The following is a 17,937-nucleotide window of genomic DNA, read 5'->3' as shown; positions in this document are numbered from 1 at the left end:
ACAGTAACGATACTAATCCAGTAAAGAACCCTTAACCCATTTCGCTTTGGTTCAGCTGAATCCGAGGCGGAAGAGTTAAGGGTTCTTTTTATAGTAGGGCATTTAGCCAGTGAACTTTGCGAATGGCCTGCTGTGATAGGCGCGAATGACATACACAATAACGATAGGCAATAGCAAGTAAGTGATACCAACGAATACACTGCCGAGTGATCCGCTCCATAAAAAATATTGCGACATAAGTATCGTGTCAATCATCAAGTGTGCAAATAAAGCAGTCCAAAATCCGTGTTTCACCATAATAAACAAAAAGCAGAACCCGATTATAAGCAGTTCAAGTGGCCGGGAATAGAACGGATATACCGGATAAAGGACATGTCCGAATGCCCAAATCAAGGTTGGAATCATGCCTGCGAGCCACGGATTGCGTAGCCACCGTAAAAATAAACCTACCCCGAACAAACGATACACGACTTCTTCTGAAATGGCTGCTACCCAAGCAAGTAACGGGAAAAAAGCCATGTATGTCATATTGAGAGGCGATTGTTGGGCATCATTCGCCGTCCAAGTATCAAACCCCCGTTCTAAGCAGAAGAAAATGATCGTCTGAACGCCAAGCAACAACCCAGCAAAAAGAAGTCCAAGCCAAAGGGAGCGCACAAGATGATGACCAAAATGCGCATTACGCCATGTTGGCATCAGGTCGCCGTACGTCGTGTCTTTCCATAATTGGCGTCCTGCGACGAGCGCAAAATAGACTCCAATGCCTTGAATAAGTGTAATTCCGTATTGAATGAGCGAAATAAATGTCAAATTGAGCTTGGCAGCTGGTACTTCTAGTTCCAGCGCAATTTGGCTAGGCAGTACATTCCAAATGTGCAGCAGTGAAATTCCGCCCGACACGAGTGTCAGCGCGATCATCGTGTTGGAACCGAAGCGAACCGTGTTCCGATATCGAATGCACATCAAAATAGCGAGTGCACTGAGGGCAAATGAGACCCACAAATAACCGTAACGGTATACGTTTTGTGCCGTATCTGTCTGCTTCTGAATGAGTTGTTCATAAGCATCAGGAACGACCCACACAGGTTCGGCTCGAATAACGGCACGGTCGGCCACTTCAACTTCAATATGCAGCTTGGATTGTCCTACTTTTGCGGTCGGGACGTGAAACAGATAAGTATGATTGGGCAGTTCGCGATCCAGTACGAACGATTGTTTCTTCCAGCCGAGTGAATAAGCCGCTTCCTCTGCAAGTTTGGCTTGCTGCGTCTGATGTGTAGCTGTCGATGGTGATGAATCAGGCAGTGACTGCTGTGTTCTTTTTGTGGATGTGGATGTAAGTGTATCATCGCTCACGAAACCAAATCCGACGACACTGCCTGTTGTCAGATGAATGTCAACACGTAGTGTCCCAGCTTGCTCACCTGCAAGGACAGGAAGCAGGACGCGATACGTATCCATAGGCGCCTGTTTATCCCAGCGCTTGTACTGTTCGAGTACGCCTTCCTTATTGACGTAGCCCGAAAACATTTTGTTCGTCGTATACACGACCGAAGTATCGCTGTGTGGAGCGACCCTAATGTCTCCGCTCCATTGCTGTTGGATGAATGAAGTCGCTCGTGCTTCGGCCTCTGACTTGGACAGTAAGCGCAAGTTAGGCTCCACTGCTTGCTGGCTCTGTAGTTGTGGGATGATGATCTGCATCATCAGGAATAATAGAAATCCAATAGCGGATGCAGCTATTAGAAAGCGTGGCAGACGAGTACGGTTTTGCTTCAATTTCATGTGAGGTTCACCTCCATTTTGTTCGTGCAAATAAGATTATTTGTATAGTTTAGCAAGAGAAGGCTTGAAAATCGACGTTTTACGAAATGACAGCGTGAAAACAACCGTTTGTAAGCGTTATCTGCCGCTATTTCACCGCTTTTTATTGCATTTTTGCGCGTTCTATGACTTTGTGTGTGGCTAACTAAACGTTTATAATCTCGTTATGAATCGAATAACAAGCCGAGTTTCGCATAGTTGCGAAAGCGGGGGAACCGAATTTTTGGGGTGAATTTCGTACTGATTAACGACGTGAAAGTAGGATATTGTGCTTTCCGTATCGTTGGTCAGATGAATAGGGCGACCTGGACGTGCCCGAATCCGTCAGCTAACCTCGTAGGCATTTTACGTCAGGATACCAGCGCGAGCATTGGGATTTCCAGTGCTTTTTTTCGTGACTAAAAAGAGGTGTAAGCTCTGAAAACATTGCTTTCAGCAAAACGTTGGCATTTGACGCCCCCGCAAACTTTAGTATCAGGGTTCGCATTTATTATTTTATTTGGGGCATTTTTACTTATGCTTCCGTTGTCCAACACCGACGGAAAAACTTTATCCTTTATCGACGCGCTCTTCACCGCTACATCCGCGACGTGTGTAACGGGGCTAGTTGTCGTGGATACGGGAACACATTTTACGCTGTTCGGGCAAATTGTGCTTCTATGTTTGATTCAAGTGGGCGGCTTAGGATTTATGACGATGGCAACACTGATTGCCTTTGCCTTCAAAAAGCGGATTTCGCTTAAAGATCGGCTTATTTTGCAGGAAGCGTTAAATCAAGGCAGCATGGAGGGGATCGTGCGCCTTATTCGGAAAGTAGTCATGTTTGCTTTTATTATCGAAGGGACGGCGGCGATCTTGTTCGCTCTCCGCTGGTCATTTGATATGCCGATTGGACAGGCTATATATTATGGGATTTTTCATGCCATTTCCTTATTTAACAATGCGGGATTTGATTTGTTTGGCCCGATTAGTGGTCCGTTCTCTAGCTTCACCAGTTATGTAGGGGACCCTATCGTGAACCTCGTCACCATGTTTTTAATTATATCGGGCGGCCTCGGCTTTATTGTGCTGTCAGACTTGTTCGATTATAAGACGACTAAGCGGCTTTCGCTGCATAGTAAAGTGGTTATATCGATGACGAGCTTGCTAATTGTCCTAGGTGCGATCGTTATTCTCGTATTCGAGTTTACGAACACTAAGACATTAGGCAGTATGAACGGGTGGGAGAAGTTCTGGGCTTCGCTGTTCCAATCCGTATCACCACGTACGGCAGGGCCTAACTCCATCGATATCGGGGCTATGCGCCAAGCATCACAGTTTTTTATTATTATTTTGATGTTTATCGGTGCTTCGCCAGGGTCGACAGGCGGTGGGATTAAGACGACGACGTTTGCCATATTGATTGGCGCGGTTATTGCGATGATTCGCGGTAAAGAGGATATTGTATTGTTTCGTAACCGCCTTGCGATTGACCGTATTTTTAAAGCGGTAACACTAACGCTGCTGGCTTTGTCGTGGGTCATCATCATTACGATGATTTTGACGACGACCGAGGATCAACTGTTCATCAAAATTTTGTTTGAAACGACATCAGCATTTGGCACGGTCGGCCTGTCGATGGGCATTACGCCTGAATTGTCTGATATCGGCAAGTTGTTGTTATGTGTAACGATGTTTGCTGGCCGGCTTGGACCACTGACATTGGCGTACGCGCTTGGACCGAAAAGCGAGCGCGAGCTGTACCGTCATCCAGAAGGTAAAATTACAATTGGATAACCTTGCACACAGGAATGAACAGGTTCCCACAAGGCAAGCATCAATTGGTGGCTACGAGGGAATAAATAGTTGAATGAGTATTGGACGAAGGGGATTACGTCAAGATGGTGTTACAGCAATTTGCAGTCGTCGGCATGGGCCGATTTGGATCTAGTTTAGCAAAGGAGCTCGTGAAGCTCGGGCATCAGGTGCTAGGCATCGATAAAGATGAGGAAGTCGTAGACGAAATGAACGGCATTGTTACTCATGCTGTGGTCGCAGATGCGACTGATGAGGAAGTGCTGCGCTCGCTCGGCATCCGCAACTTTGACTGCGTCATCGTTGCGATTGGCAACGATATTCAGACGAGCATACTCGTCAGCATTCAGATGAAGGAGCTCGGTCTCAAGCGGGTCGTTGCGAAGGCCGTAACCGAGTTGCATGGCAGAGTACTCGACCGAATTGGTGTCGATCGGATTATTTACCCTGAGCGAGACATGGGTATTCGGGTCGCGCATCAACTTGTCTCTCCGAACTTGCTCGATTATATCGAGCTGTCTAAAGATTACACAATTGTAGAGCTTAGTGTGCCGAATTGCTTGGATGGCATGTCGCTTCGAGATTTAAATACACGTTCGCGCTTCGGGTGCAGCATTGTTGCTCTCAACAAAGAGGGCGGAATTATTATTGCGCCGACGGCGGAAGATGTCCTTAGTGAAAAAGACATTATGGTCCTCATTGGTACGAATGAGCAAATTGAAGAATTTGAGGACGTTATCATTGATAGACTGTAATAAACGGTGATAAGCAGTAATAAAGGGGGTCGTGACTTCTAAACGTTCTAAACGTTTGGGTCACGACCCTCTTTGTTTATGTTACACATACCGGCTCCAGTTGGTTGCCCCTTGTACCGTTTCATCAATAAATTGGCGTGCGGTTTGATTGAGCGCTGCTTGCTCGGCATACACGAGCGACATAATTCGTTCGGTCTGTTCCAGTTCTTTCATATGAACGGTAATTAACTCGTTATGTTCTAACAGCTCCTGCCGTAAGTACGACTTGGGCAGCAACGCAGCGGCCTGACACGTTGTAATTAACCTCATAATAGCTTCAAAAGAATCGATCTCCATACGAATATCGGGCATGATGCGATATCTGCGAAATAAATCATCGGTCAATTTTCGATACCACGTTCCATTTGAAAATAGCAACATCGGCAGCCCGTTCAACTGTGCCATCGACCACGACTTTTGCTTAGCAAGCTCGTGATATTTAGGCAGAACAAGTTGCAAATGGTCAGCGAATAAAGGAATACAAATCAGTCCAGGCTCACGTATCGCGTCCGCGACGAGGCCTAAGTTTACTTTTTGCTCGCGGATAAGCGATATAATTTCGTGTGTTTTGCCCGTCACTGCTTTTAATTGGGCACTCGGGTGCTTGTCCATAAAGCGTGAGACGAACATAGGCAGCGTCGTTTGTAGCGTCGTTAGACTGGCTCCGATCGTAACCGTGGCATTTCCTTCTGATTTATAATCAGCGATAGATTTCAAGAAGGTCAATTGTCGACTCCGAACGTCTAGCGCAAACTCATAGGTCATTTGTCCCACTCTTGTAAGTTCAAGCCGTTTGCCTTTACGGACAAACAATTCTACTCCTAGCTCATTTTCTAAGCGAGCAATTTGTCGAGATAATGCAGGCTGCGAAACGTTTAAGCGTTTGGAAGCTTGGTTGACGGTAGATAATTCGACGACTGTTGCAAAAGATTCAAGCAAATCAAGCATGCGCAGCACCTCCGAAAAGGAATAGGTTTAGGTAAAAAATACAATTAAAATGATCGTTATGCGTTTTAGTTATAAAAAATATAACAACATTGCAATTCCATTATAAGTGGAAAAGGAGTAACATGGAAGTGTCACAAGTTGTTCACAAAGAGAGAAGATGGTTGCGAAAATGTGACCGTTAGCGTGTCGAAACATGAAAAGAAGGTCATTCATGATGTCCAACAAATTGTCATTGTTCGACAAAATGTTGACGCTTTCAACACGCACTAGTAAAATGAGGATGCTTTATTACCAAAATCTACTGGCTACACATCAGAAAGGGGAAACGGCACGCTTATGAAACGGGGTTATTTTTACTCGCGGAAGTTGCACTCGTTGCTGGGAGTTATTCCATTGGGCTTCTTTCTTATTACGCACATGGTTTCTAACTTCTCCGCATTTGAAGGCGGGAAAGAATCGTTTCAAGACAAGGTAGCACTCATTAACGGATTACCGTTAGTGTTTTTCTTGGAATTGTTTGGGATTTGGCTGCCACTCTTATACCATGGGGTGTACGGATTGTACATTGCTTATACGTCGCGTAACAACGTCGGCAACTACAATTACGGCCGCAACGTTGCCTTTTTGCTGCAGCGTATAACCGGAGTTATTACGTTCATCTTCGTTACGTGGCATGTGTACGAAACTCGCGTGCAAATCGCGCTAGGCAATTTGAGGCATGAGGACTTGGGCACTTATATGAACGGCATATTCGCAAATCCGTTCATGCTGGCCTTCTACGTCGTTGGCGCAGTGGCAGCATCTTACCATTTTGCAAACGGTCTGTGGGCGTTTTTTGTAAGCTGGGGTGTGACCGTTGGTCCGCGTGCGCAAGCTGTATCCGCAAAAATTTGCATGGGCTTATTTGTCATCATGTCCGTGTTGTTTGTGCTGGCTATCGTCGGCATGCGTAAAGAAGAGTTCGAAGCGGCAAGCGCATTGCTTGAAACCGCGAAATCGGTTATCGGTTAAAGGGAGAGTGACTTGCAATGGCTAAACAGAACATTATCGTTGTTGGCGGCGGCCTAGCAGGGTTGATGGCGACGGTTAAAGCAGCGGAAGCAGGCGTTCATGTCGACCTGTTTTCTTTAGTACCTGTTAAACGTTCCCACTCTGTGTGTGCGCAAGGTGGAATTAATGGAGCAGTAAATACAAAAGGCGAAGGTGACTCCCCGTGGGAGCACTTTGACGATACAGTTTATGGTGGCGACTTCTTAGCGAATCAGCCTCCGATTAAGGCGATGTGTGATGCAGCGCCAGGCATTATTCACTTGATGGACCGGATGGGGGTTATGTTTAACCGTACTCCGGAGGGCTTGCTTGATTTCCGTCGCTTTGGCGGTACGAAGCATTCCCGGACGGCATTTGCAGGCGCGACAACAGGCCAGCAATTGCTGTATGCCCTTGATGAGCAAGCTCGTCGCTGGGAAGCGGCAGGACTTGTTACAAAATACGAGCATTCCGAGTTCTTATCCGCTGTAGTGGATGACGATGGCGTGTGCCGCGGTATTTGTGCGCAAGACTTGCACTCGATGGAAGTGAAGACGTTCAAGGCTGACGCCGTCATTTTGGCGACGGGTGGCCCAGGTATCATTTTCGGTAAAACAACTAACTCCGTTATTAATACAGGGACAGCGGCGAGTGCCGTGTACCAACAGGGCGTATCTTATGCCAATGGTGAGTTTATTCAAATTCACCCAACAGCTATTCCAGGTGATGACAAGTTGCGTCTCATGTCCGAGTCGGCTCGTGGTGAGGGTGGACGTATTTGGACATACAAGGATGGCAAGCCTTGGTATTTCCTTGAGGAGAAGTATCCGGCTTACGGAAACCTTGTTCCGCGCGATATCGCGACACGGGAAATTTTCCATGTGTGTGTCGACATGAAACTCGGCGTCAATGGCGAGAACATGGTTTATCTCGATCTGTCGCATAAAGACCCGAAGGAACTGGACGTTAAGCTGGGCGGCATTATCGAAATTTACGAGAAGTTCATGGGCGACGACCCGCGTAAAATTCCGATGAAAATCTTCCCTGGCGTTCACTACTCAATGGGCGGCATGTGGGTGGACTACAATCAAATGACGAACATTCCGGGCTTGTTTGCGGCTGGTGAATGCGAGTATCAGTATCATGGTGCGAACCGTCTTGGAGCGAACTCGTTGTTGTCTGCCATTTATGGCGGTATGGTAGCAGGGCCGAAAGCGGTTGAATACATTCGTGGCTTGAAAAAAGCGACTGAGGACGTTAGCTCTAGCGTGTTCGACAGAGAGACGAAGAAGCGTACCGATCATTACGAGAGCTTACTGAAGATGGACGGCTCCGAAAACGCTTACGTGCTACATAAAGAGCTGGGCGAATGGATGACGAACAATATGACGGTTGTTCGCTACAACAGCAAGCTGGAAGAAACGATTGGCAAAATTAAAGAGCTGAAGCAGCGCTATTCCAATATTAACATGACAGATACAGCGCGTTGGAACAACCAAGGTGTGGCCTTTACCCGTCAGTTGTGGAACATGCTTGAATTGGCAGAAGCAATGACTTTGGGCGCACTTCTACGCGACGAGAGTCGTGGCGCGCACTACAAGCCAGAGTTCTTAGAGCGTAATGATGAAGAGTTCATGAAGACGACGATGGCAAAATGGACGCCTGATGGCCCGCAAATCAGCTACGACGAAATTGATGTGTCCTTGATTAAACCGCGTAAGCGCGACTATTCGTCGGATAAGAAGAAAGGAGAATAAACGATGGCGGAAGCAGTGGCTCAATCTAAGAAGATTAAGTTCGTCGTAACGCGCCAAGATGATCCGAATGCGAAGTCGTATACGGAGGAGTTCGAGATTGCTTACCGTCCGAACATGAACGTCATTAGCGCACTGATGGAAATACAACGTAACCCGGTTAATTCCGGAGGCGGCAAGACGGCTCCTATTTGTTGGGAGTCGAACTGCTTGGAAGAGGTGTGCGGAGCTTGCTCCATGGTCATTAACGGCAAGCCACGTCAAGCATGTACGGCGCTAGTTGATAAATTGGAGCAGCCGATTCGACTTGAGCCGATGAAGACGTTCCCTGTCGTGCGCGATCTTGTTATTAATCGCGAGCGTATGTTCAATGCGTTGAAAAGCGTGAAGGCTTGGATTCCGATTGACGGTACGTACGACCTCGGACCTGGCCCGCGCATGGCGGAAACGAAGCGTCAGTGGGCGTATGAGCTGTCTAAGTGTATGACATGCGGTGTGTGTCTGGAAGCTTGTCCTAACGTCAATGACAAGACAAGTTTCATTGGTCCTGCACCTGTGTCGCAGGTACGCTTGTTTAATGCTCATCCGACGGGAGAAATGAACAAGGACGAGCGTTTGGAGGTTCTGTTGGACGATGGCGGTATTGAGGGCTGTGGCAACTCACAGAACTGTGTACGCTCGTGTCCTAAAGGTATACCGCTCACAACATCAATCGCCGAAATGAACCGCGATACGACAAAGCTCATGTTTAAACGCTGGTTCCAGATGTAACGACGTTGCATCTAAGATAAAAGCGAGAGGGCAAGCTATTGACGCTTGCCCTCTTTTCCTATCGATATATTAGGGATAATGGAATGTATTGGCGTGGGAAAAGATTACAAAATTCCTGATTATTGAAAAAACAAGCCCCGAAGTGCACGGAAATGTGAAAAAAATTTGACGATTTAGCGATTTTTAAGTTCCCCTAAACGACATTTTATTCTATAGTAATTTATGGATATGGTTCTGTTGCACCTACAATCATTTGCCAAAAATGCATAAAATAATAGCGATTTAAGTCGCACGATAGGGGGCATCGTCAATGATTGTCCATTTATGTCGGAATGATTGGGCGGAATGGAGAGCAAGTAGCCTCTTTGTGCATCTAAAGCGCATCGTAGATGAGTGGGACCCCTTGGGATTGTTAGCGCTTGGAGCTCCAAAGGATGAGTACGATTGCTTGAGTCTGTATGTAACACGATTGTTTGCAGCACGTCCAGACGTCATGAGTATGGTACAGCAGCTAGAGGAGAACATCGAAGAGCATTTTGGGATAGGCCCTTCCGTTATGAATGGAGAAAGACGTGAGTTATGGAGAAAAAAGATGGTGTCGTTCTGTGAGCGAGTATTGTCAGATCGAATGCTGTTTGAATGCTTGGAGCAAGATTTAGAATCCCTTCCTGAATTAAAACAACTTAGTCAGTCCTCAATGTGCAGCTGTTGCATGTGTAAAGGAAGTTAATGCGATTATATTTACACTTGGTAATCGTTGTCGAAAGTAACAGAAGTGAAGGTAGCGCCCGTACGCTAGATTGCTAATGGGTTAGCGAAATCGAGTAACGGGACGCTGTAAAGGTAATGAACTGGATCATTCATGCGGTATGGTTTCAAATTGAAGCGTATAAAATGGTTGTGTTACTTGAACAGTTTACGCATGAGTTGGAAACGATGCTTAGAACCGGGATACCGGAAGCTGAAGTCGAACCATGTCGTTTGACGAAGCACGCTTTTTTCATGGCTGAATGCTTGAAAGCTAAAGTGGCCATGGTAGCGTCCAATCCCGCTTTCCCCTACGCCACCAAACGGTAAATATGGCGTCGCAAAGTGCATAAGCGTATCGTTTATACATCCTCCACCAAACGATATACGGCTAATAACGTGCTGCTCTAGCTGACGATCATTCGTAAACAAATATAATGCAAGCGGTTTCGGCCTTTCGATAATGGCCCGTTCAACCTCTTCAAATGAGTCGTAGGTGAGGACGGGCAGTATGGGGCCGAAAATCTCTTCTTGCATGACGGGCATCTCCCATGTCACGTCTGTTAGTACGGTCGGCGACATGCGACGTGTCGTTGCATCTGAGCTACCGCCGAATGCGATTGCTCCGTTATCCATAAACGTTGCTAAACGTTCAAAATGGCGCTTACTGACGATTGAAGCGTACTCCCCACTGTTTAATGGGTCTTCACCAAAAAACTGCTGTACGGCCCGCTCAAGCTCGTGTATGAGCTCGTCGTAACGCGAACGATGGACGTAAATGTAGTCCGGGGCAACGCAAGTTTGACCCGCATTCGTCCATTTGCCAAAAGCGATGCGCTTCGCTGCTAAGCGAATGTCTGCGTCGGCGTGAACGACGCAAGGGCTTTTACCACCCAGTTCTAACGTGACGGGTGTAAGACGTTTAGCGGCCGCTTGCATAATGATTTTGCCAATCGCTACGCTGCCTGTAAAAAAGATATGGTCAAACGGAAGCGCAGTCAGCTGTTGACTCGTCTCTGCGCCGCCTTCGATGACAGTGACATGCTGCGGATCGAAGGTATCACGAATGAGCTTAGCTAGGCATGCGCTCGTGTGTGGAGTAAGTTCAGACGGCTTCAATATCGCCGTATTTCCAGCAGCTATTGCGCCGATCAGCGGTGCAATGGCGAGCTGAAACGGGTAATTCCAAGGCGATATAATTAAGGTGCAGCCGTAAGGTTCCGGCACAATCATCCCGCGGCTTCCGACATGAGTTAAAGCGGTACGCACTTTGCGCGGCTTCGCCCAACGCCGTACGTGCTTGATCGCCATTCGCACTTCATCTAATACAACGCCGACTTCTGTCATATAAGCTTCGCCTTGGCTTTTACCCAAGTCTTGTTGCAGCGCTTGCATGATTGGCTGCTCCATACGCCTGATAGCGGCTTGCAAGGTGATGAGTGCTTGGCGTCTTTCATTTACATGTAGTGTTCTGCCTGCGCGAAAATAAGCTTGCTGCTGGGCAAATACTTCGTGGAATGGCAACGTTGTCATTGACAGACCTCCTCTATTCTCCTCTCATTAAACCACAAGTTCATACCGTTTGCATTGCACTTGCAGCTCCTGCATAATAAAGAAACGATCATGTAGTTTGATGGAAAGCGAAGGTGATGCGAATGAATAGGGTACCTTCAAACCCTAAGCACATTCCTAACCCCAGCAGACGGCGTTTGTTACGCAGGCTTATTGGAGGTCTCCTTAGTATGCCGTTTCTTGTAGCGGGCTACAGCTTCTTTATTGAGCGACGCTTCATATACGTTCGCACAGAGACGATTAAGCTTGAGCGCTTGCCGCAAGTGTTTGATGGGCTTCGTATTGCGCATATTTCAGACATTCATTTTGGACATTACTTTGATGAGAATCATCTAGCACAGCTTGTGCAACAGATACAGGCTGAACAGCCGGATATGATATGCTTAACGGGTGATTTATTAGACAGCGAGTTTAGTGCAGCGGACAAAGCAGTGGCCGCATTAAGCCAGCTTAAGGCGCCATTCGGTAAATTTGCTGTACTCGGCAACCACGATTATAGGCGCGGGATCGATTTGGCGACAAATGTGCTTGTGCAAACGGGTTTTCAAGTGCTGACGAATCGGAATCATGTGATAGAGCGACAAGGGCATCGGCTTGCCATAGCAGGCATTGACGATGTGTTGGACGGAAGGCCGGATATGGAACAGGCGTTATCGGGGATATCGGCTGACACTTGCTGTATGTTGCTTGCCCATGAACCGGATTGGGCAGATGTCAGTTATAATTATGCGGTCGATTTGCAACTGTCGGGGCATAGTCATGGTGGCCAAGTGCGCATTCCTTTAGTAGGAGCGATATTGCTGCCTGAGCTTGGTCAAAAATACGCGGACGGTTATTATGAGCTGCGCAGCGGCAACAGCGCAGTAAATTCGCTTGCTGTGTACACGAGCCGAGGTGTGGGCACAACCATAATGCCTGTACGGTTCTCGTGTCCACCGGAATGGACTTTAATTACTTTAAGCGCCTAACGATATATACAGAACTAGGATTAGAGAGGGGAAATCGCATGTTGCAGTCCGTCGCTATCATTTCGGATATACACGGAAACTTGCAAGCGCTGGAGGCGGTGCTTGCTGACATTAAGCGCCAAGATATTGATCGCATCTACTGTCTAGGAGATTTGGTCGGCAAAGGTCCTAATCCAGTTGAAGTCATGGACCAAATTATGTCCAGCTGTGACATCGTTGTGCGTGGAAACTGGGATGAACTCGTCGTGCGAATTACGGACGACATTAATTTTAGTTGGCATGCGGACAAGTTGGGTAAAGCAAGATTGGAGCAGCTTGAGAAACTGCCTTTCTCCTATGACTTTATTATGAGCGGTCGTCATATTCGCCTGCTGCATGCATCGCCGCAAAGTGTGTACCATCGGGTACAGCCGTGGGATGATAAGGAAAAACGGATCGGGATGTTTGAATTTACGCCAAGTTTAACGGACCCGCTGCATCCATGCCAAGAGCCGGATGTCGTGATATATGGTGATATACATAATGCTTATTTGCAACATCTACGCGGTAAGACGCTCGCAAACTGCGGTAGCGTGGGCAATCCGCTCGATATGACGCAGGCGTCTTATATGATTGTGCAAGGCTCGCTCGGTCATGTAGAGGTCGAAGAGTTCACGATTCAATTCAGACGCGTGCCTTATGAAATCGAACAGGCCGTACGTGCGGCGGAGGCGACTGATATGCCAGGACTGAAGCCTTACGTGCGTGAGCTGCGCACCGGAGTGTATCGTGGTTTGCAGCAAACAGAGGATTAATAACGCGTTGTCTCGTAGTTGTGTAGTCGTGTAATCGTGTCGTTATGCAGGGGCATGTGGTCATGTCAACGTGACCATGCACCTCATTTCCAGCGAGTCATGGTGGCGTGTTCAGCTATACGGGAAGGTGAAAAGGTGGGGACACAGAAGTTGAAAGCACAGCAATGGTTTACACACCCTGTCGGCATGGCTGTTAGCGCAACATTGGCAACGTTGTTATGGGGAAGTGCGATGCCTGCGATCAAGATCGGATACGAGGCGCTGGGCATCGGCTCAGCTGCAATCTACGAGCAGTGGGTATTTGCAGGATATCGTTTCACGTTGGCCGGATTGCTATTAGTTCTATTCGCGGCGGTGGTGGACCGCTCTTCGAACGCGATCGATGCGACGGGTGGTGCGGCTAAGTCAGGTCGTTCCCTGTCAATCTGGGCGCTAAGAGGGAATATCGGCTGGCGTGTAACAAGGCTGGCAGCGGTACAGACATTTTTACAATACATATTTTTTTATATCGGGTTGAGCTTGAGTACGGGCATGAAAGGGGCCATCATTACAGGGGCGACGAGTTTGTTCCAAATGGTCATTGCCCGGATGATTGATCGCTCTGAGACGTTTACGCCAGCGAAGACGTTTGGCTTGACGCTCGGATTTGCCGGAGTCGCAATTGTCACGTTGAATCAAGGCGGGCTCACGATGTCACTGAACATCGGTGATTTATGTTTGCTGGTGTCTGCCTTGTTCGGGGCATGCGGCAACGTGCTAGCTCGTCATGAAGCGCGACAATTGCCCGTGCTATGGCTCACGGGGAGACAAATGCTATTAGGTGGTATCGGCCTGACTGTGATTGGAGCTTGGAAAGCTGGAATTGCACCGTTTCAATGGGATGCTGCAACGATCGGGCTGCTCACTTACTTAGCCTTTTTGTCGGCAGCAGGCTTTAGCTTGTGGAACTTAGTGATGAAATATAACCGAGTTAGCACGGTATCCATGTTCTTGTTCTTGATTCCGGTGTTTGGTGTACTGTTGTCTGCTTGGTTGTTGGACGAAGTATGGAACGTATGGACATTTGTCGCTCTGTTCCTCGTTGTAGCGGGAATTGTGGTCGTAAATCGTGCATCTGTAGTCCGGACGGTGAACAAGGATTCTCGGGCGGCAAGTTAGCGCTAAATGAGTGATGTTGTCACGTTGAATGTGCACGTTTCTACATTTGTTACACAACGGTAATATTTCTGTTATCGTCACATAATGTTCGCAGGGTATATTTATTAGCAAGACCCCCTTTTGATGAATATAAATCCCTTGAGATGGACCCTGAGCACGTAGCGGGTCCTCTTTTTTTTTGCGCAAAAAAAGCCGCTCAATCGAGCGGCACAATTTGTTTCTGCTTTTCTTTGTAATACACCCACGACGTAAATCCGATTTCCTTCAGCCGTGTACGTACTTCATCCCATTCGTCACCGACACGTTCGGGCTTGTGGGCATCAGAGCCGAAAGTCACATCGACACCGTAATGAAGTGCCCGCGCTAAAATATCGTCAGCAGGGTACCAACCACCGCTTAGTTTCGTCTTGCCAGACGTATTAATCTCGATAGCTACACCGCATGCTGCGATGGTCTGCAACGTTTCATCGATCACATCAGGCGTTCTGATGCCTGAAAATGAAGGATAGTTGCCTTTCATCGCGTCAATATGGCCAAGAATCTGAAACATACCGGACTGGGCCGAAGCTTGAATCTGCTTGAAGTAGGCGCGCTTGATATCCCTTTTTTCATCCGTGTTCAAGTTCTTCCACCGATTTTTATTGAATATGCTAACTTCATTAATATGATGAACGGATCCGATAATGTAATCGAACGGGTGTTGCGTTAGTATCTCGTGATACAATTGTGCATGTGCAGGGAAGAAGTCAGCCTCGATGCCAAGTAGTACATCAATTCGTCCTTTGTACTCTTCTTTCAAGCGTAGCACTTCGTTCACATAGTTAGTGAAATCGCTCTTCTTCATCGTAATTTTCGGAAATGGTTGGTCTTCCTCACTGCCGAAATAAGGCGTATGGTCTGAAATTCCTATGACGTGCAGCCCGTGGCGAATACCAGCTTCAACATAATCGCGGATCGTTCCGTTAGCATGTCCGCAACGCTCATGGTGGGTGTGCAAGTCAAATTTCATAAGAACGTAACAGCCTCCTTATTCAGAACCAATAAACTGAGTTTCGGGCATTCCTTTTAAATCGCTTAAAAACTGCTGCATAGCCGAACTCAAATAGCGTCCTGACCGATACATGACGCCAACGGGATGAGCGGTCTCCAACTCGACGATCGGGACGATGCGCAGTGAACCGCGCCGCAGCTCTGTACCTACTGACAGCTTGGAAATGATCGCTGCTCCCAAATTGAGTTCTACCATCCGCTTAACTTCTTCGCTGCTGGATAGTTCCATCACGATATGCGGCTGGATGTTGTATTTGCGAAACACTTCATCGGCAAATTTACGCCCCAGTGTATCTGGTGATAACATAATGAGTGGGATTTCCCGCAACATTTCGATCGTCGGATGCTGGCAACCCGCTAACGGATGATCAGGGCTGACGACGAGCTCAAACGTATCGTAATACAACACGGATGAGACAAGGTTCGGATTTTTTTCATTCAAGTAGCCGATCCCGATGTCTACAGTGCCATTCTCAATCTGTGTCACGACTTGGTTGGATGGCATGGACAATATTTTGGTCTTAATGAGCGGAAATTGATCTTGAAAATAAGACAGCACACGTGGCAAAATTTGAATGGCGATCGAAGTCGTCGTTCCTAGCACGATATGCCCTTGTGGAATTTGATTTAGATCCGCTAATTTTTGTTTCATGTCGTCTACAATATCTAGGATGCGCTGCGCGTGCTCTAAAAACACCTCGCCACTATCCGTTAATGTTACTGGCTGATTGCGGTCGATAAGTACGGTCTTGAATTCATCTTCTAAGCTTTTAATTTGAGCGGACACCGCAGGTTGTGTGAGATTAAGCAGTTCCCCTGCTTTGCGGAAGCTCATCGTCTTTGAAATGGTAATAAGCGTTTCCAATTGACTTAAATTCACGGATTTACCTCCTTCCGAACAAAGCAATTGTCATTGCGCGACAGGTGTTGTGTGAGGATAACCATATTTTTTACAAGATGTTTAAATTAATTTATCATTTTTATCGTGGTAATAAAATTGTTTTGTCATTATACTTCTAATTATAGTTGAAGTGGGCGAAAGGAGCAATGTTTCCAAGTTAAGCGATTGCACTTAAAGGATGTGTATACATGGAAAAAGCTATGCATAACGACTCGATTCGTCGACCCAACGATAATCTGTCGCGAAAATGGATGATGTACGATTGGGCCAATTCGGGGTTCTCTACAACGATGATGGCTGCAGTGTTACCGATATTTTATTTAAGTGTGGCGGGAGCCCATTTAGAGGGAGCGCAAGCGAGCGGATATTGGGCGTATACCCAAACGATTGCGATGTTGATCGTCGCTATATGCGCTCCGGTGTCAGGTGCAATAGCCGACTTGTCTCAACGCAAAATGACCTTTTTGCGTACATTTGCATGGGCAGGAGCGACGGCTAGCGCACTGATGATGTTTGCGGGCGAAGGTGACTGGTTATACGTCTCTGCGCTTTATGTTATCGCTATACTCGGCTTCTCTGGCGGGAATACGTTTTACGATTCTTTGCTACCGGATATTGCATCACCGGAACAGCGAGATGACGTTTCGGCCAAGGGATATATGTTCGGCTACATTGGTGGCGGCATTTTGTTGGCCATCAACATTGTGATGATGGAAATGTGGGAGCCGCTCGGGTTCGCGAACAAATTGGTGGCGACGCAATTCGTATTTTTAAGTGTAGGGATATGGTGGTTTGTGTTCTCGTTACCGTTGTTCCGTGCCATGCGTGATCCGAAGCAGGTCGTGAAGCGTCCGCTGCCGTACTACGCGAAGTACGGGTTTACGCGGGTGTTTCAAACGGTACGTAAAGTCAAGCAGTATCCTGAACTGCTGAAATATATGGTTGCGTTTTGGTTTTTTAATGATGGCATTTCCACGATTATCGGAATGTCAGCAATTTATGGGGCGGAGATCGGTATTCAGACGACGCATCTGATCGTTGCGCTGCTGATTACGCAGTTTGTCGGGATTCCGTTTACATTTCTGTTCGGAAAGTTTGCGCACCGGATCGGGTCTAAGCGTTCACTGTATGTGTCGCTAAGCATCTATGCGGTCATTGTGTGCGTAGGCTACTTTATGGAGACGGCGCTTCATTTTTATATACTGGCCTTTATGGTCGGGATCGTGCAGGGAGGCAGTCAGGCTGTGGCTCGTTCGATTTACAGCCAAATGGTGCCGCGTAGTCGGGCAGCAGAGTTCTTCGGTTTCTTAAGCTTGTCGAGCAAAATGTCAGCAGCGGTTGGTCCGGCGGTGTTCGGAACGGTGAGCTTGTTGACGGGTTCGACGCGAGTGGCGATTTTGTCTATTTTGGCGTTCTTTATTATCGGCATCGTGCTCTTGACGTTTGTTAATATTGAAAAAGGGAAGCGCGAAGCGGAGCTTGAGGATACTAGAGGTTAGTTGCGGACTGGCGTTCCGCTATGCAGGCTGATTCAGTCGATGGATAGGGTTTGAAGGTCAGGGGATACATCCTTGGAATTCCGCCACACCAGTACGAACCTGTTTGTTCGCCAACATGGAGAGAGGGATGTCTCGCCGTCATGTTCAATGACGTTGGAGACATCCCTCTTTGTTATGTTTCATCTTGTGTAATTTTCTTTTTTATCCATTGGTACAGCTCGACTAGGAGCACGAGTAGCGCACCTACACCAATCAACGTTGTGATCTGTGCAAGGGCAACCATAGGTGAGAATCCCGTTAGATATTCGATTAGCAACCATCTCCTGATCGGTAT

The 17,937-nt window shown here is 47.4% G+C and carries 16 protein-coding genes and 1 riboswitch; of the genes, 10 read left to right on the top strand and 6 right to left on the bottom strand.

All coding sequences use genetic code 11. The features are described 5' to 3' along the window. Nucleotides 1-102: 102 nt before the first annotated feature. Nucleotides 103-1,785 carry a CPBP family intramembrane glutamic endopeptidase gene (locus tag KIK04_RS05640; protein ID WP_232277327.1) on the bottom strand — a complete coding sequence of 561 codons (1,683 nt, stop codon included), beginning with the start codon at nucleotides 1,783-1,785 and terminating at the stop codon, nucleotides 103-105. 210 nt (nucleotides 1,786-1,995) lie between these two features. After that, nucleotides 1,996-2,183, top strand: a riboswitch (cyclic di-AMP (ydaO/yuaA leader). Between the two features lie 91 nt (nucleotides 2,184-2,274). On the opposite strand from KIK04_RS05640, the gene KIK04_RS05635 reads away from it, so the two are divergent. Continuing rightward, nucleotides 2,275-3,600: a TrkH family potassium uptake protein gene (locus KIK04_RS05635; RefSeq protein ID WP_442951139.1), complete on the top strand. Its 1,326-nt coding sequence runs from the start codon at nucleotides 2,275-2,277 to the stop codon at nucleotides 3,598-3,600. A gap of 104 nt (nucleotides 3,601-3,704) precedes the next feature. Further along, nucleotides 3,705-4,373, top strand: coding sequence for a potassium channel family protein (locus KIK04_RS05630; protein ID WP_232277326.1), 669 nt, complete (start codon nucleotides 3,705-3,707; stop codon nucleotides 4,371-4,373). An 81-nt stretch (nucleotides 4,374-4,454) separates the two neighbouring features. Here the strand turns inward: KIK04_RS05630 and KIK04_RS05625 are convergent, their stop codons facing one another. Further along, nucleotides 4,455-5,360: a LysR family transcriptional regulator gene (locus KIK04_RS05625; RefSeq protein ID WP_232277325.1), complete on the bottom strand. Its 906-nt coding sequence runs from the start codon at nucleotides 5,358-5,360 to the stop codon at nucleotides 4,455-4,457. A 336-nt stretch (nucleotides 5,361-5,696) separates the two neighbouring features. On the opposite strand from KIK04_RS05625, the gene KIK04_RS05620 reads away from it, so the two are divergent. From KIK04_RS05620 to KIK04_RS05605, 4 genes are all read left to right on the top strand, one after another. Further along, complete coding sequence (locus KIK04_RS05620) at nucleotides 5,697-6,371, top strand: succinate dehydrogenase cytochrome b558 subunit (protein WP_232277324.1); 675 nt, start codon at nucleotides 5,697-5,699, stop codon at nucleotides 6,369-6,371. Between the two features lie 17 nt (nucleotides 6,372-6,388). Further along, nucleotides 6,389-8,146, top strand: coding sequence for a succinate dehydrogenase flavoprotein subunit (gene sdhA, locus KIK04_RS05615; RefSeq protein ID WP_232277323.1), 1,758 nt, complete (start codon nucleotides 6,389-6,391; stop codon nucleotides 8,144-8,146). A gap of 3 nt (nucleotides 8,147-8,149) precedes the next feature. Further along, nucleotides 8,150-8,914, top strand: coding sequence for a succinate dehydrogenase iron-sulfur subunit (sdhB, locus tag KIK04_RS05610; protein ID WP_232277322.1), 765 nt, complete (start codon nucleotides 8,150-8,152; stop codon nucleotides 8,912-8,914). A gap of 310 nt (nucleotides 8,915-9,224) precedes the next feature. After that, nucleotides 9,225-9,644, top strand: a complete 420-nt coding sequence (locus tag KIK04_RS05605) for a hypothetical protein (protein ID WP_232277321.1) — start codon at nucleotides 9,225-9,227, stop codon at nucleotides 9,642-9,644. A gap of 173 nt (nucleotides 9,645-9,817) precedes the next feature. Here KIK04_RS05605 and KIK04_RS05600 read toward each other — a convergent pair whose 3' ends face one another. After that, nucleotides 9,818-11,194 carry an aldehyde dehydrogenase gene (locus tag KIK04_RS05600; protein ID WP_232277320.1) on the bottom strand — a complete coding sequence of 459 codons (1,377 nt, stop codon included), beginning with the start codon at nucleotides 11,192-11,194 and terminating at the stop codon, nucleotides 9,818-9,820. 209 nt (nucleotides 11,195-11,403) lie between these two features. Here KIK04_RS05600 and KIK04_RS05595 point away from each other — a divergent pair, with 209 nt between their 5' ends. The 3 genes from KIK04_RS05595 to KIK04_RS05585 are packed head-to-tail and all read left to right on the top strand — an operon-like array spanning nucleotide 11,404 to nucleotide 14,153. Next, nucleotides 11,404-12,201 (top strand): metallophosphoesterase, encoded by a 798-nt coding sequence (locus KIK04_RS05595; protein WP_232277319.1) that lies wholly within the window; start codon nucleotides 11,404-11,406, stop codon nucleotides 12,199-12,201. A 41-nt stretch (nucleotides 12,202-12,242) separates the two neighbouring features. Beyond that, a complete protein-coding gene (locus tag KIK04_RS05590; protein ID WP_232278605.1) occupies nucleotides 12,243-12,995 on the top strand; it encodes a metallophosphoesterase family protein in 753 nt (250 codons plus the stop codon). A gap of 54 nt (nucleotides 12,996-13,049) precedes the next feature. Further along, nucleotides 13,050-14,153 (top strand): DMT family transporter, encoded by a 1,104-nt coding sequence (locus KIK04_RS05585; RefSeq protein WP_232277318.1) that lies wholly within the window; start codon nucleotides 13,050-13,052, stop codon nucleotides 14,151-14,153. Between the two features lie 196 nt (nucleotides 14,154-14,349). Here KIK04_RS05585 and KIK04_RS05580 read toward each other — a convergent pair whose 3' ends face one another. Both KIK04_RS05580 and KIK04_RS05575 read right to left on the bottom strand, forming a co-directional pair. Continuing rightward, entirely contained in the window at nucleotides 14,350-15,162 is an 813-nt protein-coding gene (locus KIK04_RS05580; protein ID WP_232277317.1) for a histidinol-phosphatase, read from the bottom strand. An 18-nt stretch (nucleotides 15,163-15,180) separates the two neighbouring features. After that, a complete protein-coding gene (locus tag KIK04_RS05575) occupies nucleotides 15,181-16,083 on the bottom strand; it encodes a LysR family transcriptional regulator (protein ID WP_232277316.1) in 903 nt (300 codons plus the stop codon). Between the two features lie 209 nt (nucleotides 16,084-16,292). Here KIK04_RS05575 and KIK04_RS05570 point away from each other — a divergent pair, with 209 nt between their 5' ends. Beyond that, nucleotides 16,293-17,603, top strand: coding sequence for an MFS transporter (locus tag KIK04_RS05570; protein ID WP_232277315.1), 1,311 nt, complete (start codon nucleotides 16,293-16,295; stop codon nucleotides 17,601-17,603). A gap of 172 nt (nucleotides 17,604-17,775) precedes the next feature. Here the strand turns inward: KIK04_RS05570 and KIK04_RS05565 are convergent, their stop codons facing one another. Next, on the bottom strand, nucleotides 17,776-17,919 hold the full coding sequence (locus tag KIK04_RS05565; protein ID WP_232277314.1) for a hypothetical protein: 144 nt from the start codon (nucleotides 17,917-17,919) through the stop codon (nucleotides 17,776-17,778). Nucleotides 17,920-17,937 lie beyond the last annotated feature (18 nt).

Source organism: Paenibacillus sp. 481, assembly GCF_021223605.1.
In the GTDB taxonomy this organism is placed as follows: Bacteria; Bacillota; Bacilli; order Paenibacillales; family Paenibacillaceae; genus Paenibacillus_B.
The sequence above is the reverse complement of the archived record's forward strand: the minus strand, read 5'-3'. Positions and strand labels throughout refer to the sequence as shown.